Annotated in this window: 21 protein-coding genes and 1 tRNA gene; 15 read left to right on the top strand and 7 right to left on the bottom strand. The window is 67.3% G+C overall.

The window, feature by feature from the left end; translation table 11 throughout:
* Positions 1 to 12: 12 nt before the first annotated feature.
* Together pyk and F6W70_RS08360 are read left to right on the top strand one after the other, a co-directional pair.
* Complete coding sequence (pyk, locus tag F6W70_RS08365; RefSeq protein WP_055868164.1) at positions 13 to 1,461, top strand: pyruvate kinase; 1,449 nt, start codon at positions 13 to 15, stop codon at positions 1,459 to 1,461.
* 79 nt (positions 1,462 to 1,540) lie between these two features.
* Positions 1,541 to 2,227 carry an esterase/lipase family protein gene (locus F6W70_RS08360; RefSeq protein WP_318278838.1) on the top strand — a complete coding sequence of 229 codons (687 nt, stop codon included), beginning with the start codon at positions 1,541 to 1,543 and terminating at the stop codon, positions 2,225 to 2,227.
* Between the two features lie 3 nt (positions 2,228 to 2,230).
* On the opposite strand, the gene F6W70_RS08355 is transcribed toward F6W70_RS08360, so the two are convergent.
* Complete coding sequence (locus F6W70_RS08355; protein WP_151486375.1) at positions 2,231 to 3,490, bottom strand: alpha/beta fold hydrolase; 1,260 nt, start codon at positions 3,488 to 3,490, stop codon at positions 2,231 to 2,233.
* 60 nt (positions 3,491 to 3,550) lie between these two features.
* Here F6W70_RS08355 and F6W70_RS08350 point away from each other — a divergent pair, with 60 nt between their 5' ends.
* Positions 3,551 to 4,117: a hypothetical protein gene (locus tag F6W70_RS08350; protein WP_151486374.1), complete on the top strand. Its 567-nt coding sequence runs from the start codon at positions 3,551 to 3,553 to the stop codon at positions 4,115 to 4,117.
* Positions 4,118 to 4,218: 101 nt separating this feature from the next.
* Here the strand turns inward: F6W70_RS08350 and F6W70_RS08345 are convergent, their stop codons facing one another.
* Positions 4,219 to 4,680, bottom strand: a complete 462-nt coding sequence (locus F6W70_RS08345) for a universal stress protein (RefSeq protein WP_151486373.1) — start codon at positions 4,678 to 4,680, stop codon at positions 4,219 to 4,221.
* A 205-nt stretch (positions 4,681 to 4,885) separates the two neighbouring features.
* On the opposite strand from F6W70_RS08345, the gene F6W70_RS08340 reads away from it, so the two are divergent.
* Together F6W70_RS08340 and F6W70_RS08335 are read left to right on the top strand one after the other, a co-directional pair.
* Positions 4,886 to 7,372 carry a phosphoketolase family protein gene (locus F6W70_RS08340; protein WP_151486372.1) on the top strand — a complete coding sequence of 829 codons (2,487 nt, stop codon included), beginning with the start codon at positions 4,886 to 4,888 and terminating at the stop codon, positions 7,370 to 7,372.
* A gap of 4 nt (positions 7,373 to 7,376) precedes the next feature.
* Positions 7,377 to 8,045, top strand: a complete 669-nt coding sequence (locus F6W70_RS08335) for a BON domain-containing protein (RefSeq protein WP_151486371.1) — start codon at positions 7,377 to 7,379, stop codon at positions 8,043 to 8,045.
* Here the strand turns inward: F6W70_RS08335 and F6W70_RS08330 are convergent.
* The 3 genes from F6W70_RS08330 to F6W70_RS08320 all read right to left on the bottom strand — a co-directional run bounded on the left by F6W70_RS08330 (position 8,039) and on the right by F6W70_RS08320 (position 10,292).
* The gene (locus F6W70_RS08330) at positions 8,039 to 8,710 is read right to left on the bottom strand and encodes a response regulator (RefSeq protein WP_055868178.1); all 672 of its coding nucleotides are present in this window, start codon (positions 8,708 to 8,710) and stop codon (positions 8,039 to 8,041) included. The genes F6W70_RS08335 and F6W70_RS08330 overlap by 7 nt on opposite strands.
* Positions 8,711 to 8,977: 267 nt before the next feature.
* Entirely contained in the window at positions 8,978 to 9,469 is a 492-nt protein-coding gene (locus F6W70_RS08325) for a universal stress protein (RefSeq protein WP_151486370.1), read from the bottom strand.
* 64 nt (positions 9,470 to 9,533) lie between these two features.
* Positions 9,534 to 10,292 carry a universal stress protein gene (locus F6W70_RS08320; protein ID WP_151486369.1) on the bottom strand — a complete coding sequence of 253 codons (759 nt, stop codon included), beginning with the start codon at positions 10,290 to 10,292 and terminating at the stop codon, positions 9,534 to 9,536.
* 125 nt (positions 10,293 to 10,417) lie between these two features.
* Here F6W70_RS08320 and F6W70_RS08315 point away from each other — a divergent pair, with 125 nt between their 5' ends.
* The 7 genes from F6W70_RS08315 (at position 10,418) to F6W70_RS08285 (ending at position 18,757) form a co-directional block, all read left to right on the top strand.
* Positions 10,418 to 12,115 (top strand): sensor histidine kinase, encoded by a 1,698-nt coding sequence (locus F6W70_RS08315; RefSeq protein WP_151486368.1) that lies wholly within the window; start codon positions 10,418 to 10,420, stop codon positions 12,113 to 12,115.
* On the top strand, positions 12,112 to 12,780 hold the full coding sequence (locus F6W70_RS08310; protein ID WP_151486367.1) for a response regulator: 669 nt from the start codon (positions 12,112 to 12,114) through the stop codon (positions 12,778 to 12,780). Before F6W70_RS08315 ends, F6W70_RS08310 begins: the two co-directional genes overlap by 4 nt.
* Before the next feature lie 205 nt (positions 12,781 to 12,985).
* Positions 12,986 to 13,567 (top strand): flavodoxin family protein, encoded by a 582-nt coding sequence (locus F6W70_RS08305; RefSeq protein ID WP_318278837.1) that lies wholly within the window; start codon positions 12,986 to 12,988, stop codon positions 13,565 to 13,567.
* Positions 13,564 to 14,979 carry an MBL fold metallo-hydrolase gene (locus F6W70_RS08300; protein ID WP_151486366.1) on the top strand — a complete coding sequence of 472 codons (1,416 nt, stop codon included), beginning with the start codon at positions 13,564 to 13,566 and terminating at the stop codon, positions 14,977 to 14,979. The genes F6W70_RS08305 and F6W70_RS08300 overlap by 4 nt, the downstream gene beginning before the upstream one ends.
* Positions 14,980 to 14,992: 13 nt before the next feature.
* Entirely contained in the window at positions 14,993 to 15,832 is an 840-nt protein-coding gene (locus tag F6W70_RS08295) for a universal stress protein (protein WP_055868200.1), read from the top strand.
* An 89-nt stretch (positions 15,833 to 15,921) separates the two neighbouring features.
* Positions 15,922 to 16,980 carry an alcohol dehydrogenase AdhP gene (adhP, locus tag F6W70_RS08290; RefSeq protein ID WP_151486672.1) on the top strand — a complete coding sequence of 353 codons (1,059 nt, stop codon included), beginning with the start codon at positions 15,922 to 15,924 and terminating at the stop codon, positions 16,978 to 16,980.
* Between the two features lie 124 nt (positions 16,981 to 17,104).
* Complete coding sequence (locus tag F6W70_RS08285; protein ID WP_170287871.1) at positions 17,105 to 18,757, top strand: NHL repeat-containing protein; 1,653 nt, start codon at positions 17,105 to 17,107, stop codon at positions 18,755 to 18,757.
* A gap of 15 nt (positions 18,758 to 18,772) precedes the next feature.
* On the opposite strand, the gene F6W70_RS08280 is transcribed toward F6W70_RS08285, so the two are convergent.
* Positions 18,773 to 18,855, bottom strand: a tRNA-Leu gene (locus F6W70_RS08280).
* 101 nt (positions 18,856 to 18,956) lie between these two features.
* Between F6W70_RS08280 and F6W70_RS08275 the strand changes: the two genes are divergently transcribed.
* Positions 18,957 to 19,577 (top strand): ANTAR domain-containing response regulator, encoded by a 621-nt coding sequence (locus tag F6W70_RS08275; protein WP_017830602.1) that lies wholly within the window; start codon positions 18,957 to 18,959, stop codon positions 19,575 to 19,577.
* A 2-nt stretch (positions 19,578 to 19,579) separates the two neighbouring features.
* Positions 19,580 to 20,155, top strand: coding sequence for a GNAT family N-acetyltransferase (locus F6W70_RS08270; RefSeq protein ID WP_151486364.1), 576 nt, complete (start codon positions 19,580 to 19,582; stop codon positions 20,153 to 20,155).
* Here F6W70_RS08270 and F6W70_RS08265 read toward each other — a convergent pair.
* A complete protein-coding gene (locus tag F6W70_RS08265) occupies positions 20,130 to 20,558 on the bottom strand; it encodes a hotdog fold thioesterase (protein WP_055868202.1) in 429 nt (142 codons plus the stop codon). The genes F6W70_RS08270 and F6W70_RS08265 overlap by 26 nt on opposite strands.
* A gap of 45 nt (positions 20,559 to 20,603) precedes the next feature.
* Here F6W70_RS08265 and polA point away from each other — a divergent pair, with 45 nt between their 5' ends.
* The gene (polA, locus tag F6W70_RS08260; RefSeq protein ID WP_318278836.1) at positions 20,604 to 23,237 is read left to right on the top strand and encodes a DNA polymerase I; all 2,634 of its coding nucleotides are present in this window, start codon (positions 20,604 to 20,606) and stop codon (positions 23,235 to 23,237) included.
* Positions 23,238 to 23,268: the final 31 nt, after the last annotated feature.

Below are 23,268 nucleotides of genomic sequence, written 5' to 3'. Positions count from 1 at the left end.
CTGGAGAAATCTTTGAGACGCGCGAAAATCGTCGCCACCCTGGGCCCCGCCACCTCCACCTATGAGACGGTGCGCGCACTGATCGATGCGGGGGTGGATGTCGCTCGACTGAACCTCAGCCACGGTGACTACTCCGTGCACGAGAACAACTACGCCAACGTGCGTCGTGCCGCAGAGGACGCCGGTCGTCCGGTCGCCATCCTCGTCGACCTCCAGGGGCCGAAGATCCGTCTCGGCAAGTTCGAGAACGGCCCTTACGAGCTCGCCAAGGGCGACATCTTCAAGATCACCACCGAAGACATCATCGGCAACAAGGACATCTGCGGTACGACCTTCAAGGGTCTCCCGCAGGACGTCAAGCCCGGTGACTTCCTCCTCATCGACGACGGCAAGGTGCGCGTCGAGGTCGTCGAGACCGACGGTGTCACGGTCACCACGAAGGTGATCGTCGCCGGTGCCGTCTCGAACAACAAGGGCATCAACCTGCCCGGCGTCGCCGTGAACGTCCCCGCGCTGAGCGAGAAGGACGAGGACGACCTGCGTTGGGGTCTGCGCATCGGCGCCGACCTGATCGCCCTGTCGTTCGTCCGCAACGCCGACGACGTCACCCGTGTGCACGAGATCATGGCGGAAGAGGGCGTCCGCGTGCCCGTCATCGCCAAGGTCGAGAAGCCGCAGGCCGTCGATGCGCTCGAGGAGATCGTCGACGCCTTCGACTCGATCATGGTCGCCCGTGGCGACCTGGGCGTCGAGCTTCCCCTCGAGGCCGTGCCGATCGTGCAGAAGCGTGCGGTCGAGATCGCACGTCGCATGGCCAAGCCGGTCATCGTCGCGACGCAGATGCTCGAGTCGATGATCAACAGCCCCGTTCCGACGCGCGCCGAGACCTCGGATGTCGCGAATGCGGTGCTCGACGGTGCAGACGCCGTCATGCTCTCCGGTGAGACGAGCGTCGGCGACTACCCCGTCGTGGTCGTGGAGACCATGGCTCGCATCATCGAGTCGACCGAGGAGCACGGCCTGGAGCGCATCGCGCCCCTCACGACCAAGCCCCGCACGCAGGGTGGCGCGATCACCCTCGCCGCTCTCGAGGTCGCCGAGTTCGTCGACGCGAAGTTCCTCTGCGTGTTCACGCAGTCCGGTGACTCGGCACGACGCCTGTCGCGTCTGCGCTCGCGCATCCCGATGATCGCCTTCACGCCGGAGCCGGGTATCCGTCGCCGCATGGCGCTGACGTGGGGCATCCGCTCGACGCTGGTCGACATGGTGCAGCACACCGACCTGATGTACCACCAGGTCGACGAGTACCTGCTCGGCAACGGTCTCGCCGAGGAAGGGGACAAGGTCGTCGTGATCTCCGGTTCCCCTCCCGGAATCGTCGGATCGACGAACGACCTTCGTGTGCACAAGGTCGGCGATGCGATCCGCGGTGCCGCCCCCATCTACAAGGCCGGCGTCTGACGGACAGCATCCAGAGGGGGCGGGACTTCGGTCCCGCCCCCTCTGTCATATGCGTCAGGTAGTTTTCACTCATGGAGCCGTGCCGTCGTCCGAGGAGCACATCATCGGCGTGCTGAGGAACGCCGGGTGGTGGGTCGCCGACTACGTCTACGCGGGGTACTGGCAGGTGCGTGCGCTGTTCGACCGCACCGATCCGGCCTCCTTCGCATCCGGGAGCGCCGCCCACATCGTCGTGCTCCCCGGTGTGTACGAGACCTGGAGGTTCCTGCAACCGCTCGTCGTGGCGATGCATCGGCGCGGGCACCCCGTCCACATCGTCGACGCGCTCCGCCGCAATCAGCAGCCGGTGGTCGACCTGGCCGCCGATGTGACGGCCTTCCTCGAGGAGCATGACCTCACCGATGTGATCCTCGTCGCCCACAGCAAGGGCGGCCTCGCAGGGAAACTCGTCATGACCGGCCCGGCGGGAGAGCGGGTGCGGTCGATGCTCGCGGTCGCGACACCGTTCGGCGGATCTCGCTACGCCCGCCGCATACTGTCACGCACTCTGCGGGAGTTCTCTCCGGAAGCCCCGTCGATCGTGAGTCTCGCACGGCAGCTGAGCGTGAACGAGCGGATCGTCTCGGTTTACGCGGGGTTCGATCCGCACATCCCGGAGGGGAGCGAGCTCGCCGGCGCCAAGAACGTCCGCCTCGAGACGGGCGGACACTTCCGGATCCTCGCCCACCCGCGGGTTCTGGCAGAGCTCGCGGTCCTGGCGGAGTAGCGCTCAGTCGCAGCCGTCGGCAGCGGGGCGGCCTCCACCGAGCGTCGGGAGCCACAGGAGCAGATCCGGCAGCGCGGCGTAGGCGGCGAGGCCGTGGGTGACATCCGGATAGCGGTGGAAGGTGACCTCCGTGCTCTGTGTGCAGAGCAGCTTCACGTAGCCCTCGGTCGCGCTCGGGAGCACGAGCTCGTCTGCTTCTCCCTGACCGACGAAGACCGGCACCCTGAGAGGGCTGTTCCCCGCACTGTTCTCCTGGAGCATCGTCTGCCAGGGCTCTGTCGTCGCAGGGTCGCTTCGCACGTAGCGACCGACGAGCGGGTCGGCGATCGCGTGGATCTGCGCGTTCTGGGTGAGCAGGCACAGGGCGGCCATGTCGGGGGTCGCCGACAGCCCGGCGGGCGTGAGCACGTCGGTGATCGCCTCGGAGCCGTACTGCTCTGCGTAGGCGGCTTCGTAGGCCGGGATGGCGAAGGAGGCGATGGTGACGCCCGAGAGGTTGACGATGTCGTCGGTCATCAACGCGTTCAGATTCGCCGCCGGCGCCGCCACCGCGACGCCCTCGATCGTGAGCTCGTGCGCGTACTCCGCCGCGCGCTCCGCCGCGAACAGAACCGCCTGGCCTCCCTGCGAATGTCCCCACAGCACGACCCTGTCGCTCACCCCTGCGCCGTCGATGCGGCGTGCGGCGCGCACGATGTCCAGCACGCTGTTGGATTCGGGAATGCCCAGCAGATACGACGAGGCGCCTTCGACCCCGAGGCCGGGATAGTCGGTGGCGGCGATGGCGTACCCCTCGGCGAGCAGCTCGTGCATCCCCTCGATGTACTCGAACGGGTCCATCCCGAGCGACGGTGCGCACCGTGTGGCCGCCCCCGTGGTGGGATGCCCCCAGGACACGATCGTGCGTCCGCCGTCGGGAACCGGCCCGTTCGGGACGATCACGACGCCGGACACCGGGATATCCGCGCCCGCCTGATCGCGCGAGTGGTAGATCACACGCCACGCGCTGGTGCCGACGGGAGCGCTTTCGATCGGTGCGATGCGGATGATCTCGCCCGGATCGTCGCGGGGCAGGGGAGTGGGAAGCGCATAGAAGGCCGGATCCGTCCGCGCATCCTCCTGCTCGGCCAGCGTTCGGCGGGTGACCTCGATCGCGACGAGCACGAGCACCACGATCACGAGGGCGCCGATCAGGACGAGGGCGCGGCGTCGGCGCCGCGGGCGCGTGGCATGCGCGGCCGGCAGACCGTCACCGTTGTGCATAAGGACTTTCTAGCGCACGCAGCGAAAGAGCACGAGGAGGGTCCCGTTACGATGGCGCTCATGACGCCAACGGTCCCGAGAACCCGACGGTCGTCGTTGCGGCCCACGGTCATCGGGTGGGTGGCATGGTGCCTCTTCATCCTGAGCGTCTTCGTGGTGTCCACGAATGCAGGGCGCGACCGCTACACAGGGGTCTGTCCTGGACCGGGCGAGGGCGGACGTGATTGGGTCTTCGAGCTGTTCCCGTTCGCGCAGACGTGTGTGGTGCGCGGTGTCTTCCTCCCTGTCACGGTGGCCGACGTGATCCAGACCGTCGTCGTGTACGTGTCGCTGCTCGTGGCCCTCGTCGCGACCGCGCACTTGCTGACCGCGCGGCGCTTCCGAGAGCTTCCTCGTGGCGCGACGCTCCTGATCACCGCCCAAGCAGCCGGAATCCTCCTCACCGGAGCGATGCTCCTCGTCCAGCTGGACTCCGCTCTCCAGCCGCCAGGAGCGGGCGGCGTCAACGTCGGACTCCTCTGGGGCGCAGCGGTCGCCCTGGGGCTGGCCGCCGCGGTCACCGTGATCGTCTTCGTATTCGTGTCGCTCGTGAACCTCGGACGAGCGCACTCGGAGGTGCGACGGTAGTCGGAGTCGGAGGCCAGGGCGGTCGTCGGCACGCAGATGTTCGTCGGCACCGGCGGGCGAGTTCGGCTTCGTCGTCCTGGCGTCGAGAGGGTCTCTCGGGATCAGAGTCGAGTGTGGTCGCCGTCTGCGGCTGCGGTCTTCGGTGTGTGGACGATCAGGACGGGACAGTGCGCGTGTTCCGCGCATGCGGCGCTGACCGAGCCCAGGAGCAATCCGGCGAACCCTCCGTGACCGCGACTGCCCAGCACGAGCATGTAGCAGTTCTCGCTCAGTCCGATGAGCGTTCGTGCGGGAGCACCGAGCAGTGTCCGCTGGGTCAGTCCGGCGGGTGGTCGTCCGCCGAAGGCCTTCCGGATGCTCTCACCGAGAATCTCCTCGGCGTCCTGTTCGGGCGACCACTCGATGGCCGCATAGGGATCGATGGGTGGTGCGGTCCATGTGGTGACGACGTGCAGAGGTCTGTTCAGGGCGTCCGCCAGGGGAGCGGCGTAGCGCAGCGCTTCGACGGATGACGCCGAGCCATCGACGCCCACGATGATGCGGTCGGTCCGTGTGGTCTCCATCTCCCCACGATCGCGGGTCCGGTGCGCGATCCCCGGGACGAAGGTCACACCGACCTGACTCCAGAGGTCGTCTGACGAAAGGGTCTGCGGCGAACGCCGTCCGAGGGTCTCGTGGACCGGCTCGGGACCTTCGGCACTGGAGCGCCCGAGCGAACGGAGATGTACTCGTGCTCATGACGCGAACCCCCTTCCGAGACGAAACGCGATGAGTGCGTCCGGAGCCCTCAGCTGGCCGAGCATCGAGCTGACCGAACCGTCACCCCCGACGCTGGAGGCTCTGAACGCCTGGTGGCGTGCAGCGAACTACCTGTCGGTGGGGCAGATCTACCTGCTCGACAACCCGCTGCTGCGCGAGCCGCTCACCCGCGACCACATCAAGCCGCGACTGCTCGGCCACTGGGGGACCACGCCCGGCCTCAACTTCATCTACGCCCACCTGAACCGCGTCATCCGGGAGCGTGCGCTCGATGTCCTCTTCGTCGCCGGGCCGGGTCACGGAGGGCCCGGGATGGTCGCCAACGCCTACCTGGACGGCACATACAGCGAGGTGTACGACGCGATCCCTCGCACCGAGAAAGGCGTCCGCGCGCTGTTCCGCCAGTTCTCCTTCCCCGGGGGGATCCCCAGCCACGTGGCACCGGAGACCCCGGGGTCGATCCACGAGGGTGGCGAGCTCGGCTACTCGCTGTCCCACGCCTACGGGGCCGCATTCGACAATCCGGACCTGCTGGTCGCCGCCGTCGTCGGCGACGGCGAAGCCGAGACCGGGCCCCTGGCGACCGGATGGCACTCGAACAAGTTCCTCGATCCCCAGCACGACGGGGTGGTGCTGCCGATCCTGCACCTGAACGGCTACAAGATCGCCAACCCGACCGTGCTCGCCCGCATCCCCGAAGAGGAGCTTCTGCAGTTGATGCGCGGGTACGGGCACACGCCGTACCTCGTCTCCGGAGGGTTCGACGGTGAGGATCCCCTCGAAGTCCACAGACGATTCGCGCACACCCTGGATCAGGTGCTCAACCAGATCGCGCAGATCAAGGCGGATGCGGCGTCGGGCGCGCTCAACGCCCGTCCCGCCTGGCCGATGATCGTGCTGCGCACACCCAAGGGGTGGACCTGCCCGAAGGTGATCGACGGACATCCGGCGGAGGACAACTGGCGTTCGCACCAGGTTCCCCTTCGGGACGCCCGCGACACGCTCGCGCACACCCAGCTGCTCGAGCACTGGATGCGCTCCTACCGGCCGGAGGAGCTGTTCGACGAGTCGGGTTCGATCAGAGCGTCCGTGGCCGCTCTCGCGCCGGAGGGAGATGCGCGGATGAGTGCCAACCCCGTGGCGAACGGCGGGCTCCTGCGCAGAGACCTGGTTCTCCCGGACTTCCGCGACTACGCCGTCGATGTCCCGTCTCCGGGAGGGTCCGTCAGCGAGGCCACCCGCGTTCTCGGCACCTGGCTGCGCGATGTGATCGCGGCCAACCCGGAGGACTTCCGGATCTTCGGTCCCGACGAGACCGCCTCCAACCGTCTCGACGCCGTCTTCGAGGTCACGGACAAGCAGTGGAACGCCGCGCTGTGGCCGATCGATGACGACAACCACCTGGCCACGGCCGGCCGCGTCGTCGAGATGCTCAGCGAACACCAATGTCAGGGTTGGCTCGAGGGCTACCTGCTGACGGGGCGCCATGGAGTCTTCAATTCCTACGAGGCGTTCGTGCACATCGTCGACTCGATGTTCAATCAGCACGCCAAGTGGCTCAAGACCGCGAAGGGCATTCCCTGGCGCCGCCCGATCTCCTCGCTGAACTACCTGCTCAGCTCACACGTCTGGCGTCAGGATCACAACGGGCTATCGCACCAGGACCCGGGATTCATCGACCACGTGGTGAACAAGAAGGCGGATGTGGTGCGCGTCTACCTGCCCTTCGACGCCAACACGCTCCTGTCGACCTACGATCACTGTCTGCGTTCGGTGGACTACGTCAACGTCGTCGTCGCCGGCAAGCAGCCGGCGCCGAACTGGTTGACGATGTCGGAGGCCATCGAACACTGCACACGGGGGCTGGGCATCCTGGAATGGGCCGGGAACGAGCGGACGGATCAGGAACCGGACGTCGTCCTCGCGGCGGCGGGTGATGTCCCGACGCTGGAGGTCCTCGCCGCGGCAGCCATCATCCGTGAGCGCATGCCTCGGCTGAGCGTCCGGGTCGTCAACGTGGTCGACCTGATGCGGCTCCAGAGCGAGGGCGAGCATCCGCACGGACTCAGCGACCGGGAGTACGACGCCGTCTTCACCGAGGACAGGCCTGTGATCTTCGCCTACCACGGCTACCCGTGGCTCATCCACCGCCTCACGTACCGGCGGCACGGACACGACAACCTCCATGTGCGCGGCTACATCGAGGAGGGCACCACGACGACACCGTTCGACATGGTCATGATGAACGAGATGGACCGGTTCCACCTCGTGATTGACGTGATCGACCGGGTGCCCGGCCTCGCCTCCACGCACGCGGTGCTGCGACAGGAGATGCAGGATGCGCGGCTTCGTGCGCGGGCCTACACGCGCGCGCACGGCGAAGATGCGCCTGAGATCGCGGGGTGGACCTGGAACAGCGCCCCCACCCCGAACGGCGGTGACCGCGGGATCTCTGCGCCTTCCGTCGAACCCGAGCACCACGATCAGAAGGAGTAGCACCATGACATCCACCACCCGCATCGATGACGAAGACCTGCAGCGAGCGGTCCAGCAGGAACTGGAGTGGACCCCCGATGTCGACAGCGCGGGGATCGGCGTCGCGGTCGAAGACGGCACAGTGGCCCTCTCCGGTGAAGTCGACAGCCACACCGAGCGCCTGGCGGCACGACACGCCGCCCTGCGCGTACGCGGCGTGAATGCCGTCATCGACCACCTCGTCCTGCCGTCGTCGCCGGACGAACACATGGCCGACACCGCCGTCGCGGAGGAGGTGGAGCACGCTCTTCGCGCTGCCGCTGACGTCCCTCCCGGCGTGAAGGCGGTGATCGAGGGCGGCGACGTCAGCCTCATGGGGGAGGTGGACTGGGACTACGAGCGGCGCGCCGCGAAGCGCGCGGTGCAGCATCTGAAAGGTGTGCGAACCGTGAACAGCATGATCACGCTCACCGCCCGGCCCTCGGCGGCGGATGCAGAGGAACGCATCCGCGGCGCGATCAGGCGCAACGCGCTTGTCGACGCGCACACGATCGAGGTCGCGGTCTCGGGCACCTCGGTCATGCTCACCGGCACCGTCCGATCATGGGCGGAGAAGAATCAGGCTGTGGAAGCGGCCTGGGCCTCTCCGCATGTGACCGAGGTCGACAACCGCATCGTCGTCCGCCCTTATTGATGAGGTGGCGCCGACGGCGCACCGGGAGAGCCGATTCCGGCCGTCCGCTCCGTTTCGAGCACGGCCGCCTGCGTCCGGCGCTCCAGCCCGAGCTTGCTGAGCACGGAGGAGACGTAGTTCTTCACCGTCTTCTCCGCGAGCCCGAGACGGTCGCCGATCTGAGCGTTGGTCAGCCCTTCGGCGATCAGCGCGAGCGTCTGCTTCTCGCGCAGGTTGAGCGATCCGTAACGAGGGTCCTCTGTGCGGGCGTCGCGCACGCGATGGGTGATGCGGCGCACCATCGAGGGATTCAGCAGTGACTCTCCGTCGGCCACGGCGCAGACGGCACGCACGAGTTCATCGGTGTGCAGACTCTTCAACAGGTAGCCGGAGGCATCGCCCATGACGGCGGCGACGAGCGCGTCGTCATCGTCGAATGCGGTCAGGATCAGGCATCGCACGCTCGGATGGGCTTGGCGGATGTGGCGGCACAGATCGATACCGCTGCCGTCAGGGAGATGCACGTCCAGGACGGCGACGTCCGGGAGTGTCTCGGCGATCCGGATGACCGCCTCGCTGCAGGTTGATGCTTCCCCGACCACCGTCAGATCGGGGTGCGCGTCGAGGAGTCCGGCGATGCCGCGGCGCACGATCTCGTGATCGTCGACCAGGAACACTCGGTGCATTCGTCCCTCTCTTCGTTGTCGGGCGGTGGGGCGGCCATCAAGGCGGGTACGGACGTGCAGCTCACAGTACAGCTCGCGACTCGGACGGGAACAGGACTCGTCACGGGACCAAAGACCCACCGTGGGGCGGCCTTCGCGTCGTATCCTCGCCTTCTGGGAAAAAGAGGGGGGGAGTCGCCCGCATCGGGAGGGCCGCTCCGAGAAAAAGGGACAGGGGCCGCGCTCCAGGGGCAGTGCGGTTCCTCTCTCTTCTCTCTACCGTGACGATCAGCGCCGTCCAGGGGGAGTGGAGGCCCGAGGGGCTTCGGATGTGACAGCGGGCGGCATCGGTGTGTGGACGACGAGCACCGGACAGCGGGCGTGGGCCGCGCACGCCGCACTGACGGAGCCGAGGAGCAGCCCGGCGAATCCCCCATGTCCACGACTGCCGACGACGAGCATCGACGCCCGGTCGCTCTGTTCGATGAGCACCTCTGCGGCGCGGCCGGGAACGACCGACTGCGAGAAATGCTCCGGAGGCGATCCCTGGAACGCTGCACGCACGGCATCGAGGAGGCACCGTTGCGCATCCATCTTGGGAGACCATTCGGTGCCGGGATCGAACGGATCGAGCATCACCGGATACGTCCAGGTGGTCACCGCCGCGAGTGGGACATCGAGTGCAGCGGCGATGCGCGCCGCGTACGACAACGCCTCCACGGAGGCGGCGGAGCCATCGACGCCGACGACGATGGGGAGCGGCTCGACGATGTCTGTCATCCGTCCAGGATTCACCCCGCGGGAGCGGCTCGCAGAGGCGAACGTCCCACGGTGTGGTCTCGGCTCATCCCGAGTGGTGGGCCCGATCGCCGGGCACGATGAGGACGGGTGCGTTGATGTTGACGAGGACGTCCTGGACGACAGGTCCGAGGGAATGCTCGCTGCGATGAGCGTGCCCTGCGCCGATGACGACGAGTGCGGCATTCCGGGAGGCGTCCAACAGCGCTTCCGCCGGCGGCCGCACGGTCTCGCGCGTTCGCAGCGTGGCCCGAGGGTGCAGCCGTTGGACGAGAGCGGCCGCCTGCTCCAGCGCGGATGCCGACGTCTCCACGGGCGCCGGAACGATCCCGGAGAACGAGGAATGCACGACTTGCAGCGGCTCCCCGCGCCGTGCGGCCTCGTCGGATGCCGCGCGGACGACGGGGTCGAGCAGGTCATCGGCCTTCACCCCGGCGACGATCCCTGAGCGGAAGCGCAGATCGAGGTGCGGCACGACCACGACGGCGCAGCGCGCCACCGCTGCGATGCGCAGACTCATGGTGCCGAAGACACGGCTGTGGATGAACCCCGTCTTGCCGGTGCTGATCACCAGGGCGTCATCATCCTGGAGGAAGCGGGCGAGCTGTTCCGGCACGGGCCCCCTCGGGAGTACGACGTCCGTCGTCCTGCGCGGTTCGGGGTGCGCGAAATCCGCATCGTCTCCGGTCGCCACATGCACGCGGACGACCGGGACGCCGGCCGCGGCAGCATGCGACTCGGCCCACGCATGCGCCGTTTCCTCGCCACCGCGTCCCTTGAGCGCCAGGACATATCGTGCAGGCATTCGTGCTTCCTCTCTCGGTGGAATGCCATCGTGCGACGAGGGAGGTCGAGTCTGAAGAGTCGAAGGTCCCGCAGGGGCCGTTCGAGAGTAGTGTCGGCAATGTCTGCTCGCGGAAAGTAGGGGTGATGGACGACGAAGAGCTTCGGTTCCCCGACCAGCGCCGATCCGAGCTGGAGAGCACGATCGGCGAGCTGGTGGAACGAGCTCAGCACGTGCTCAGCGCCCAGGGCCGACTGCGCAGCCTGCTCCGTGCGAGCCAGATCGTCGTGGAGGACCTCGACCTCGAACAGGTTCTTCGCCACATCGCCGAGGCCGCCGTGACTCTGGTGGATGCGCAATACGGCGCGCTCGGTGTGATCGACCGCGAGGGACGCCTGGAGCAGTTCATCCACGTCGGGATGCCGGATGATGTCGCAGATCGGATCGGTCATCTCCCGGAAGGGCATGGCGTGCTGGGGGCGGTCATCGAGAGCGCGCATCCGATCCGCCTGGTCGACCTCGGCGCCGATCCGCGATCGGTGGGGTTGCCCCCGCACCATCCGGTCATGCGCACGTTCCTCGGCGTTCCGATCCGGGTGCGCGGGGAGATATACGGGAATCTGTATCTCACCAACCGCACGGGCGGCGAGTTCACCGACGAAGACGAAGAGCTGGTGATCGCCCTCGCGACCACGGCCGCGATCGCGATAGACAACGCGCGTCGCTATGAGGAGTCCCGGCGTCTACAGCGTCTCAGCCGCGCACTCGCAGAGGTATCCGCTGCGCTCCTCTCGTCGGACTCCGACGATGTCTTCGGCGTGGTCGCGGAGAAGGTGGCTTCTGTGATCGATGCGGATCTGGTGTTGATCGTTGCGCCCGGGCCAGATGGAAAGCGGCATCAGGTGAAGACGGCCCGCGGGGTCGGTGCCGAACGGATCGAGGGGACGGAGATTCCGGAGGGGGATTCGCTGATCTCCAGGGCGATGGGTGGAGGACTCGTCATCTCCGATTCCGCCCCGGCCGAGGCTCCATCTTTCGAAGGGCACGCTCCAGGGGGGTCGACCCTCGCCGTCCCCCTTCTGGTTGCGGGTGCGCCCGCGGGCGCGCTCTACGTGGTCCGTGATGCGAAGACGAAGCGGTTTTCCGACGACGATCTGTCGGTGCTCTCCGAGTTCGCCGCGCAAGCGGGCATCGCCGTCGCCCTCGCGCATGCGCGTGCTGACCGTCAGCGGCTGGATCTGATCGAGGATCGTGCCCGGATCGCACGAGACCTTCACGACAACGTCATACAGCGGCTGTTCGGAACAGGGCTCGGCCTGCAGGCGCTGGCAGCGACCACGCCTGATCGTGCCGAAGCAATCTCCGCGCACGCCGGAGAGATCGACGCGGCCATCTCCGACTTCCGCACGGCCATCTTCGCTCTTCAGACCACGGACCCCGAGTCGGTCCGTCATCGTCTCCTCGACGTGGTGGGCGAGTTCACCCCGAGTCTTCGCAGCGCTCCCCGCGTCTCGTTCTCCGGTCCCGTCGATCTCCTCGTCACCGGCGCGCTCGGTGAGGACATCGTCGCCGTGGTGCGCGAGTCGCTGAGCAACGTCGCCCGCCATGCGCGCGCCACGACGTCGGAGGTCATCGTCGCCGTCACGGCATCCCATGTCACGGTCGTCGTCGACGACGACGGGATCGGTATGCCCGAGAACCCGGAGCGCGTCAGCGGGACGGCGAATCTGGAGATGCGCGCGCGAGCGCATGGCGGCACGTGCACGGTCGCGGCCCGAGACCTCGGCGGCACGAGGGTCCACTGGCGGGCGCCGCTCGAGGCGGAGACGACGGGCTCCCGATGATCGGCGTGTTCCTGGTGGATGACCACAGTGTCGTCCGTCGCGGAATCGCGCAGATCCTCGACGCGGAGCCGGGGCTCGAGGTAGTCGGAGAATCCGGCACTGTGCGCGGCACGCTCGGGCGGGTGGAGGCGACTTCGCCGGATGTCGTCGTGCTCGACGTGCGGCTCCCGGACGGCAGCGGCGTGGACCTCTGCCGGAGCATCCGATCGGCGCACCCCGGGATTCGATGCCTCATGCTCACGGCCTTCGACGACGACGCGGCGAGCGCCGCCTCGGTGATCGCCGGCGCGTCGGGGTATGTCCTGAAGACGATCCGTGGCACTTCTCTCATCGACTCGATCCGCCGGGCGGCGGCCGGTGAGGACTTGACGCCTCCGGCAGTCACAGCGCGTGTGCGGACCGAGCTCGCTTCTCGCGCGACGGCCCTTCCCGCCCCCGAGGCGCCGTTGACCCTGCGCGAGAGCCAGATTCTGCGCTTGATCGCGGAAGGACTCACGAACCGTCAGATCGGCGAGCGCCTCGGCCTCGCCGAGAAGACGGTCAAGAACTACGTCTCTGGTCTCCTCGCGAAGCTCGGCATGCAGCGTCGCACGCAGGCGGCCGTCTACGGTGCCACGGAGCACTTCTCCGATCGAGCGACGGGGGAACGCTTCGATCCGTCGTGAACGTTCATGGGACGTTCGACCCTGACAGTGGCACCGCACGGGAGAAGCATGTCTCGTCGGGGCACTCCCACCACCGTCAGAGGAGCATCATGGCCGACTCGACCTTCGCCGCACATCGTCCACTCGTGATCGATCCCGCCGATCTGCAGCTTCCCGCCACTCAACCGATCGACATCACCGCTCTCCTGCATGAGGGAACGCGATCGTGACGGGTGGATACGCGCATACCGACGCCCCGTCCACGGACATCGTCTTCGAGTCCTTCTTCGGCAACACCCGTCGCGTGGCCGAGGCGATCACCGACGGTGTGCGGCAGCATCTCGTCGCCGCCCTCGTCGACGTGCGCGATGAGGTTCCCCCGAATGAGCACGGCGTCCTCGTGGTCGGAGCGCCCACTCACGCCCACTCGCTGAGCAGACCCGCTTCCCGGCGCGAAGCCGAGATGTGGGCCAAGGACCTCGGGAAGCACCTGGCGCTCGAGCAGGGAAGCCGAGCGACCGGGATCCGGGAGTGGATCGAGACCGACCCGCGCGCGGTGTCCGGCTTCGCCGCCTTCGACACCCGTGTCGACATGCCGAGGATCTTCACCGGCTCGGCGGCGACGGCGATCAGCACGCGGCTGCGGAAGCGGGGGCTGCGAGAGCTCGTCCGCCCCGAGAGCTTCCTGGTCGACAAGGACAGCCGGCTCCTCGCCGGCGAGCTCGAACGCGCCCATGCCTGGGGTGCCGCACTCGCCCTCGAGGCGCTCTCGGGATCGTCGGCAGTGAGCAGCCGGTCAAGACCATGACCGCGACGAAGGGCAGTGCCGCGAGCCTGACCTTTCTCGGGGCCGCCGATACGGTGACCGGCTCCCGCTATCTCGTCAGTGCCCCTTCCTCGCGGATCCTCGTGGATTGCGGGCTGTTCCAGGGATTCAAGGTGCTCCGCGAGCGCAATCGTGCACCGTTTCCGGTCCCTCCGGATTCCATCGACGCGGTGGTCCTCACCCACGCGCATCTGGATCACTCCGGGTACCTCCCGGCACTCGTCAGAGACGGGTTCGGGGGTCGCATCTACGCGAGTGCCGGCACGGCTTCCCTCTCCCGGATCATGCTCATGGACAGTGCGCATCTGCTCGAGGAGGAAGCACGGCACGCGGCGAAGCACAAGTGGTCTCGGCATGAGCATCCCCGACCTCTCTACACGACGCAGGATGCGGAGCGCGCCGTGGAACGGTTCGTCATCGTGCCGGAAGGGGAGGAGACATCTGTATCCGGCGCGACCGGCGTCGTGCTTCATCCGGCCGGTCACATCCTGGGCGCCGTGAGCGCATATGTCGACGTCGACGGTCGTCGGCTGTGCTTCACCGGTGACCTCGGACGAACCGATGACCCCCTCATGCGGCCGCCGCACCCCTTCGAAGGCGCCGACGTCCTCGTGACCGAATCCACGTATGGAGATCGCGCACACAGCACTGTCGACCCGGAAACGTCGTTGGGGGACATCGTGCGGCGCACGGTGCGTCGCAACGGTGTGGTGCTCATCCCCGCCTTCGCCGTCGGACGCACCGAGACGGTGCTGTTGCATCTGTCCCGTCTGCGGGACCGCGGTGAGATCCCCGATGTGCCGATCTACGTCAACAGCCCGATGGCGATCACCGTCGCCGAGGTGTATCGACGCCACCCTGAGGAACATCGGCTGTCCCGAGAAGAGGTCGATCGGCTGTATGGGCTCGCGACGCCGATCCACAGCGTCGACGACTCGAAACTGCTCAATCTGCGCGGAGGGCCGATGATCATCATCTCGGCCAGCGGAATGCTCGCAGGCGGGCGGATCCTCCACCATCTTCAGGCCTACGCCCCCGACGAGCGCAATGCGATCGTCCTCACCGGGTACCAGGCCGGCGGTACACGCGGAGCTCGTCTCCTGTCCGGCGCGCGCACGCTGCGCCTATTCGGCAGAGAGATCGCCGTGGAGGCCGAGGTCGTGGCGATCGACTCGATGTCCGCGCATGCCGATGCCGATGGCGTGCTCCGTTGGATGCGGGGCGCCTCGCGCGCGCCCGGTGCCGTCTACGTCACGCACGGCGAACCCGCCGCCGCCGACGCGCTGCGGCTCCGGATCGAACACGAACTGGGGTGGCCGGCGCGCGTTCCCGACCACGGAGAAGAAGTACCGATCAGTCCCGAGCCCCGGCCCCGCGCACGTTTCGCCCCCTGAAAGGAAACCACTCATGCAAGAGAGCATCCTGGTCGGAGTCGTCGACACTCCAGCCTCCCGACGAGCCGTCGAGTGGGCGGCGCACCGCGCGAATGAACGGCTCAGCAGGGTAGAGCTCCTCTCGGTCGTGGGCGGCGCGATCGGAACAGTCGGCGAAGGGGCAGTCGTCGCCGAGGCCATCAGCCTGACGCAGACGTTGCTCGAACGCGAAGCGGAGCGGGTCAGGGCGCACGGGGTGAAGGCGGACACCGTGGTCTCGCGAGGAAACCCGGTGGAGGAACTGATCAGCGCATCGATGGTGTTCGATCTCCTCGTGATTGGAAGCGACTTCCGGGGGGATCATGCTGGTGCGCGCAGCATCCACCACGGCATCCGTGTGGCGGCAGGTGCCCACTGCCCGGTGGTCGTCGTTCCCGACATCGATCTCGCCGGTCGGCGGGGCGTGATCGTGGGCGTCGACGGATCCGCGGTGTCCGGGAAGCTCATCGATTTCGCCGCGGCAGAAGCCGCGCGCACCGGCGATCCGCTCACCGTGGTCAACACCTGGGTCACGGTCCCGTTGCCGCTCAACATGTCGGCCTATCCTGCGGACTATCTCTCCGGCATGCAGAAGGTGACGGAGGAGGCGCTGACGGATTCTCTGAAGGGGATCCCTCGCCTGTATCCGGAGCTCGAGGTGCATCGAGTCGTCGAGCGCGGCTATGCCGCAACCGTCATCAACCGCCTCTCGCGGGACGCGCGTCTCACGGTCATCGGCTCTCACGGCCGTGGCGCGATCGCCCGATTCCTCCTCGGTTCGACCAGCCAAGAGGTCCTCTCGAGTCCCTCCACTGTCACCGTGCTCGTCCGCTGAGCGCCCGGCACGGTGGGACCTTCGACCCGGGGAAGAAGGTCCGGCGGCGTCAGACTTGAAGCATCCACGAGGCCCGTCCAGGAGGAATGATGCGAGCAGCAGTCGTCACAGAGTTCGGTGCACCGGCGCAGGTGGAAGAGCGTCCGATCCCACAGCCCGGTCCGGGACAGGTCCTGGTCCGGGTGGAGACATGCGGACTGTGCCACACCGACATCCACGCCATGCGCGGAGATTGGCCGGTCAAGCCCCCGCTCCCGCTCATCCCGGGGCACGAAGGCGTGGGCATCGTCGAACAGCTCGGTGACGGCGTGACCAGCCGCACGGTCGGACAGAGAGTCGCGATGCCCTGGCTCGGCCACGCATGCGGCGAATGCCGGTACTGCGTCGATGGTCGAGAGAACCTCTGCGAGAGCCAGTACAACAACGGCTACGCCGTCGACGGCGGCTACGCCGAGTACATGCTGGCAGACGCCCGCTTCGCCGTTCCCGTTCCGGACGGCATCACCGCGATCGACGCCGCGCCGCTCACCTGCGCCGGAGTCACGACCTACGCGGCGATCAAGAACGCGCATGTCACGCCGGGCGAGACGGTCGCGATCTTCGGTGTCGGGGGGCTCGGGCACCTTGCGGTGCAGTACGCCCGCCTGGTGGGCGCCAAGGTCATCGCGGTGGACATCACCGACGAGAAACTCGACCTGGCATCCGAGCTGGGTGCAGACCACGTCGTGAACGCCGCCGACGCCGATCCGGTCGCTGCGATCCGAGATCTCGGTGGTGCCGACGTCGTCGTCGTCCTCGCGGTCGCGCCCGCGGTCTTCGACCAGGCGTTCCGCTCTCTGAACCGCGGCGGCAGGCTCGTGCTGGTATCCCTCCCCGCCGGTGGGGAGCTCACGGTGCCGATCTTCGACACCGTGCTCAAGGGGATCAGCATCATCGGCTCCATCGTCGGGACCAGGCAGGATCTGGCCGAGGTCTTCGACCTTCACGCCGCCGGACGGACGCGGGTCGTCACCGAGCCCCGTGAGCTGGACCAGGTCAACGCATCGGTCGACGAGGTGCTGGCGGGGACCGTGCCGGCCCGCCTCGTGTTCCAGTATCACACCGCCGATGTCGTCCCGACGCACGACGGGACCGCCGCGTCCCTGTGAGCCGTCGACCCACCGCAGACCATCGCTCCACCGACCGGGGCGACCGACTTTTTCCGATGAGGAGAGCAAAGACATCGTGAGAACGAACGTGAGACTTCGAGTATGGACAGGGCTTGTGTTGGGTGTGGCCGTCGTGTTCGCCACGGCGGCAGCAGCCAACGCCGCCGTGCCGCCTCCGCTCGGGGACGACGGCTCTTACCACGTGGTCCGGAGCTGGAACACCACCCAATCGGAGCCCACCGGGTTCCTGGTTCCTTCGACGATTCTCGCTACGACGGCGGGTGAGATCTACGGGATCGCGAACTACTCCTCGGGTTCGTCTCAAGCGATCATCCGTGACAGCGACACCGGATCGCGCCTTGCCTCCTGGTACAACCCCGACACCTCGCCGACAGGTCTGGCATTGGATGCTGCGGAGAATCCGCACGTCCTGGAACGAAACAACATGACCGGGCTATGGCAGGTCACCACGTACGACCCGGTGGGGGTGACCCTCAACACGGCCGTGCTCACCGGCAGCGAGGACATCAGCCTCGCGGGGCTCGCCCTTGCCGAGGACGGCACGATCTACACCATCAACGCGGGCGCCTCCCCGAACGAGATCGCAAGCTACTCCTCGGACGGCACGGCTCGACCGGCGACGCCGCTCCCGGGCCTGCAGATCAGCTACGCCGCATTCAACCTGAACCTCGCCGCCGACGGTCGGCTTCACTTCTCGGCGTACAGCCTCGCCGACGGCAACTCGGTCCTCGTCGGAGTCGGAACGGATGGCGGGGGCCTCGCCGTCACCGCACTCCCGAATGCCGCGCAGACCACTCTCGGCCCGAACGACCGACTCTTCACCGTGCAGTACGACGGCACGATCGTCATCTCGGACACGAGCGGTGCGGTGCTCGACACCATCCCCCCGACCGCCTTCGCCCCGTCTCAGATATCGCCGATCGGAATCACAGCTGCGACCGATGGGGGGACGATATTCGTCAGCGGATACGCATACAACCCCGTCACCGGCGAGTCGACTCCCGGGATCACGGCGCTTCAGCCACTGCGCTCCCCGGACATCGCCGGCACGGCGTTCACGGCGCTCAGCTGCGAAGCGTTCAGCGACGTCGTCATCGCCACGGGTACACCGCCACCGAGCTTCTACGAGATCATCAGCGGCGTGCTGCCCCCGGGAATCACGCTCAACGGCGATACCGGCGAGATCGCGGGCGTCCCGACCATCGACGGCGACTTCGGTTTCACGATCCAGGCATTCAACGGTGTGGCACCGACACCCGACACCACCACTCGGGACACCGCCGACTACACGATCCGTGTGAGTCTGAAGACTTTCGCCACGTCAGCCCCCATCATCAGCGGGACACCGAGCGAGGGGAGCGAGCTCACCGTCGACGTTGCCCCATGGGTCCCCGTGCCGACAGAGATCGACTACCTGTGGCTCCGCGACGGCCAGCCGATCGACGGAGCAACCTCGAGCACCTACACCCTGGTCGCCGCCGACGTCGGTCGAGACATCAGCGTGACGGTCTCCGGTACGGCGGACTGCTACAGTCCGGCCACGGCGACCTCTGCCGCGCTCACCATCCCGACTCCGGCGCCCAGCCCTCCTCCCGCTCCGGGTCCGTCGGATCCGGGCGCACCCCCGCATGGTGGTCTGGCGGGAACGGGTGGCGACACGAGCGGCCTGCCGCCCCTGCTCATCAGCGCAGCGATGATGATGACGATCGGCGCCGCGCTCATCCTCGTTTCGAGGGCGCGCCGTCGTCTGAGGTGATCTGCGCTGCAAGGGTGCCGGCGGTGGGACTCGAACCCACACGCCCTTTCGGACAAAGCATTTTGAGTGCTCCGCGTCTGCCATTCCGCCACGCCGGCTCGTGTGTCGCGTCTATGACTTTAGCGCAGGGGAGGGGGAGTGATCCTCCGCGCAGAGTGGTTACGGCCTGCAGACAGGGGCACTCCACTAGGATGGTTCTGTGACAGAGCAAGAAGAGCAGGCTGAGCAGCCCACGTCATCCGCACCCCGACGCGTGGTCGTCGCCGAAGATGAGTCGCTGATCCGTCTCGACATCGTCGAGATCCTCCGCGACAACGGCTTCGATGTCGTCGGTGAGGCCGGTGATGGAGAGACCGCGGTCGCTCTGGCGACCGAGCTGCGCCCCGACCTCGTCATCATGGATGTCAAGATGCCTCAGCTCGACGGCATCAGCGCCGCCGAGAAGCTGCACAAGGGCAACATCGCCCCCGTCGTGCTCCTCACGGCTTTCAGCCAGAAGGAGCTCGTCGAGCGTGCCAGCGAGGCCGGTGCTCTCGCGTACGTCGTGAAGCCGTTCACTCCGAACGACCTCCTGCCGGCGATCGAGATCGCGCTGGCCCGGCACGAGCAGATCATCACGCTCGAGGCCGAGGTCGCCGACATGGTCGAGCGCTTCGAGACCCGCAAGCTCGTCGATCGGGCCAAGGGTCTGCTCAACGAGAAGATGGGTCTGAGCGAGCCCGAGGCGTTCCGCTGGATCCAGAAGGCCTCCATGGATCGCCGTCTGACGATGCAGGACGTCGCCAAGGCGATCATCGAGCAGCTCGCGCCCAAGAAGTAAGGGTGAGCGCCGGGGTCATCCGGCTCGATACCGAGCACATCCTTCGGCCCGTGCGCCTCGGAGATGGCGCCGCGCTCTCGAGGGCGTATCTGGCGAACCGCGAGCACCTTGCACCGTGGGAGCCTTCACGCACGGAGGCGTTCTTCACCGTCGCCTCGCAGGAGCAGCACGCGCAGCAGTGCGTCGACGATGCGTCCGCAGGCCGCAGCTTCCGCTTCGTCATCTCGTCCGACGACGGCGAGATCCGCGGACGGATGAACATCAACAACGTCGTCCGTGGTGCGTTCTGGAGCGCCGATCTCGGCTACTGGGTCGACGTCTCGCGGCTGCGTCGTGGGCTCGCGCATCGCGCCGTCGCGCAGATCATCGAGTACTCGCGCACGGAACTGGGACTTCATCGGCTGCAGGCGGCCACACTGGTGCACAATCTCGGCTCCCAGAGCGTGCTGCGAGGAAACGACTTCGAGCGCATCGGGATGGCGCCGAAGTACCTCCGCATCGCGGGGGAGTGGCAGGACCACCTGCTCTTCCAGCGACTGCTGGAGGAACCGCTCAGCGCCCGGCGGGAAGGTCCTTGATCATGTTGGTGATGCGGATCGTGGAGCAACGTCGCCCCTGATCGTCGGTCACCACGATTTCGTGCACGGTGATGCTGCGTCCCAGGTGGACAGGGGTGCAGACGCCGGTGACGACGCCCGACGTCGCCGAACGCGTGTGCGTCGCGTTGATGTCGACGCCGACGGCGAGCCGTCCGGCACCGGCGTGCAGATTGGCCGCCATCGATCCGAGGGATTCCCCGAGGACCACGTAGGCGCCGCCGTGCATGAGTCCGACAGGCTGCGTGTTGCCCTCGACCGGCATCGTCGCGACGCAGCGGTCGACGCTGAATTCGACGAACTCCATGCCCATCTTCTCGGCCAGAGCGCCCATTCCGCGGGCTGTGGCCCAGTCGAGTCCCTCGCTCGTCGCGACGTCGCTCATGCATCCTCCTCAGCGGGTGTCTGTCGTCCTCGTTAGGCTGACAGGGTGACGGACTCCGCAAAGCCTACCCTCATGGTCGTCGACGGCCATTCGCTCGCCTATCGTGCCTTCTTCGCCCTCCCGGTCGACAACTTCACGACCAAAGACAACCAGCACACGAACGGCATCTACGGCTTCCTGTCGATGCTGGTGAACCTCATCAAGGCCGAGCAGCCGACGCACCTGGCGATCGCCTTCGACACCTCGCGTCACTCCTTCCGCACCGACGAGTACCCGGAGTACAAGGCCACGCGCTCCGAGTCGCCTCAGGAGTTCAAGGGGCAGATCCCCCTGCTCCAGGAGTGCCTCACCGCGATGTCGATCCCGGTGCTGACGAAGGAGGGGATCGAGGCCGACGACATCCTCGCCACGCTCGCGTCTCAGGGGGCCGAACAGGGCTTCGACGTGCTCGTCGTCTCGGGCGACCGCGACACGATCCAGCTCGTCAACGACGATGTCACGCTGCTGTACCCGTCGGTGCAGGGCGTCTCCCAGCTCAAGCGCTACGACCCGACGACCGTCCAGGAGCGCTACGGGGTCCGGCCGGAGCAGTATCCCGACATCGCCGCTCTCGTCGGAGAGACCAGCGACAACCTGCCCGGTGTGCCGAAGGTGGGGGAGAAGACCGCCGTCAAGTGGCTCACGCAGTTCGGGTCGCTCGACGAACTGATCGCCCGAGCCGACGAGATCAAGGGTGTGGTCGGCGGCAACCTCCGCGATCACATCGACGACGTGCGCCGCAACCGCAAGCTCAACCGGCTGCTCACCGACGTGGAGCTTCCCGTCGGCCCTGCCGATCTCGCGGTCGCGCCGATCGATGCCCAGGCCGTGCGTGACATCTTCGCGCGCCTGGAGTTCCGCACACTGCTCCCGCGGGTGTTCGAGGCCGTCGGTGCGGGCGAGGTCGCCGACGATCCCGCATCCGTGGTCGTCCTTCCTGTGCCTGTGGAGGTGACGCCCGCCGAGCTCGCTGCCTGGGGTTCGGCACAGGAAGGCGAAGTCTCCCTCCGTGTCACGACACAGGGCGGAGTGCCCGTGCGCATCGGTGCCGCCACCCTGACCGAGCTCCGCGAATCCGGCTGGACCGAAGCCGCGCCCGAGGCGCTGCGCGGATGGCTCGAGTCCGACGCGCCGAAGGTGCTCCACGACGCGAAAGCGCAGGTGAAGGCACTGATCCGTCAAGGCATCCGCCTCGGTGGCCTTTCGTACGACACGAGTCTCGCCGGCTGGCTGCTGCGACCCAGCTTCCCGGACAAGACCCTCTCCGACCTGGTCGAGCGCTACCTGGGCGAGAAGCTCCCCGAGGCCGACCCGTCGCAGCTCGTGCCCGAGACCGAGGGCGCGACGCCTTCGCAGGAGGCGTGGTTCGCGCTGCGTGTCGCCGATGCTCTTCGGGAAGACATCCCCGAGCCGGTCGCCAAGGTCTTGGTCGACATCGAGCTGCCGACGCTGCTCACCCTCGCCGACATGGAGGTCGCGGGCGTCGCGGTCTCGCACGACGTGCTGTCCACGTTCTCCGGAGAGCTCGCCGCCCGCGCCGAGGCACTCGCGCAGGAGGCCTTCTCCGTGGTCGGGCGCGAGTTCAACCTCGGCTCGCCCAAGCAACTGCAGGAGGTCCTGTTCGAAGACCTGCAGCTGCCGAAGACCCGAAAGACCAAGACCGGTTACTCGACGGATGCCGCGGTTCTCGCCGACCTGCAGGAGAGCAACCCCCACCCGTTCCTGAACCTGCTGCTGCAGCACCGTGAGGCCACCAAGCTGCGTCAGATCATCGAGTCGCTCGATACCGCCATCGGCGACGATCACCGGGTGCACACGACGTATGTGCAGACCGGAAGCCAGACGGGGCGTCTCTCCAGCACCGACCCCAACCTGCAGAATATCCCGGTGCGTACCGAGGAATCCCGTCGCATCCGCAGCGCGTTCGAGGTGGGCGAGGGTTACGAAGCGCTTCTCACCGCCGACTACTCGCAGATCGAGATGCGCATCATGGCGCACCTCTCCGGCGACGAAGGCCTCATCGAAGCGTTCAACAGCGGGGAAGACCTGCACCGTTTCGTCGGCGCGCGGGTCTTCGGTGTCGAGCCGAGCGAGGTGACGGCGGCAATGCGTACCAAGGTCAAGGCGATGTCGTACGGCCTGGTCTACGGGCTCTCCGCGTTCGGCCTCTCCAAGCAGCTGCGCATCGAGCAGTCCGAGGCCAAGCAGCTCATGATCGAGTACTTCGCTCGGTTCGGCGCGGTGCGCGACTATCTGCGCGCGTCGGTCATGAAGGCGAAGGAGGTCGGCTACACCGAGACGATCTTCGGCCGCCGCCGTCCATTCCCCGACCTGGCGAGCCCGAACCGGGTGCTGCGCGAGAACGCCGAGCGCGCGGCCCTCAACGCCCCCATCCAGGGCAGTGCCGCAGACATCATGAAGATCGCGCTCCTGCACATCCACGATGATCTCCGCTCCGAGCAGCTCTCCTCGCGCGTGCTGCTCCAGATCCATGACGAGCTCGTCGTCGAGGTCGCTCCCGGGGAGTGGGAAGCGACGGAGCGCATCGTGCGGGCGCGGATGGGTGACGCCGCCGACTTGTCGGTGCCGCTCGACGTGCAGGTCGGACGCGGTCGCGACTGGAACGAAGCCGCGCACTGAGGTCCGGCGGCGGAAGGGGGCCGGGGATTAG

The sequence above is a fragment of the Microbacterium maritypicum genome (genome assembly GCF_008868125.1).
Classification (GTDB): domain Bacteria; phylum Actinomycetota; class Actinomycetes; order Actinomycetales; family Microbacteriaceae; genus Microbacterium; species Microbacterium maritypicum.
This window is presented reverse-complemented; position numbering and strand designations above follow the sequence as displayed.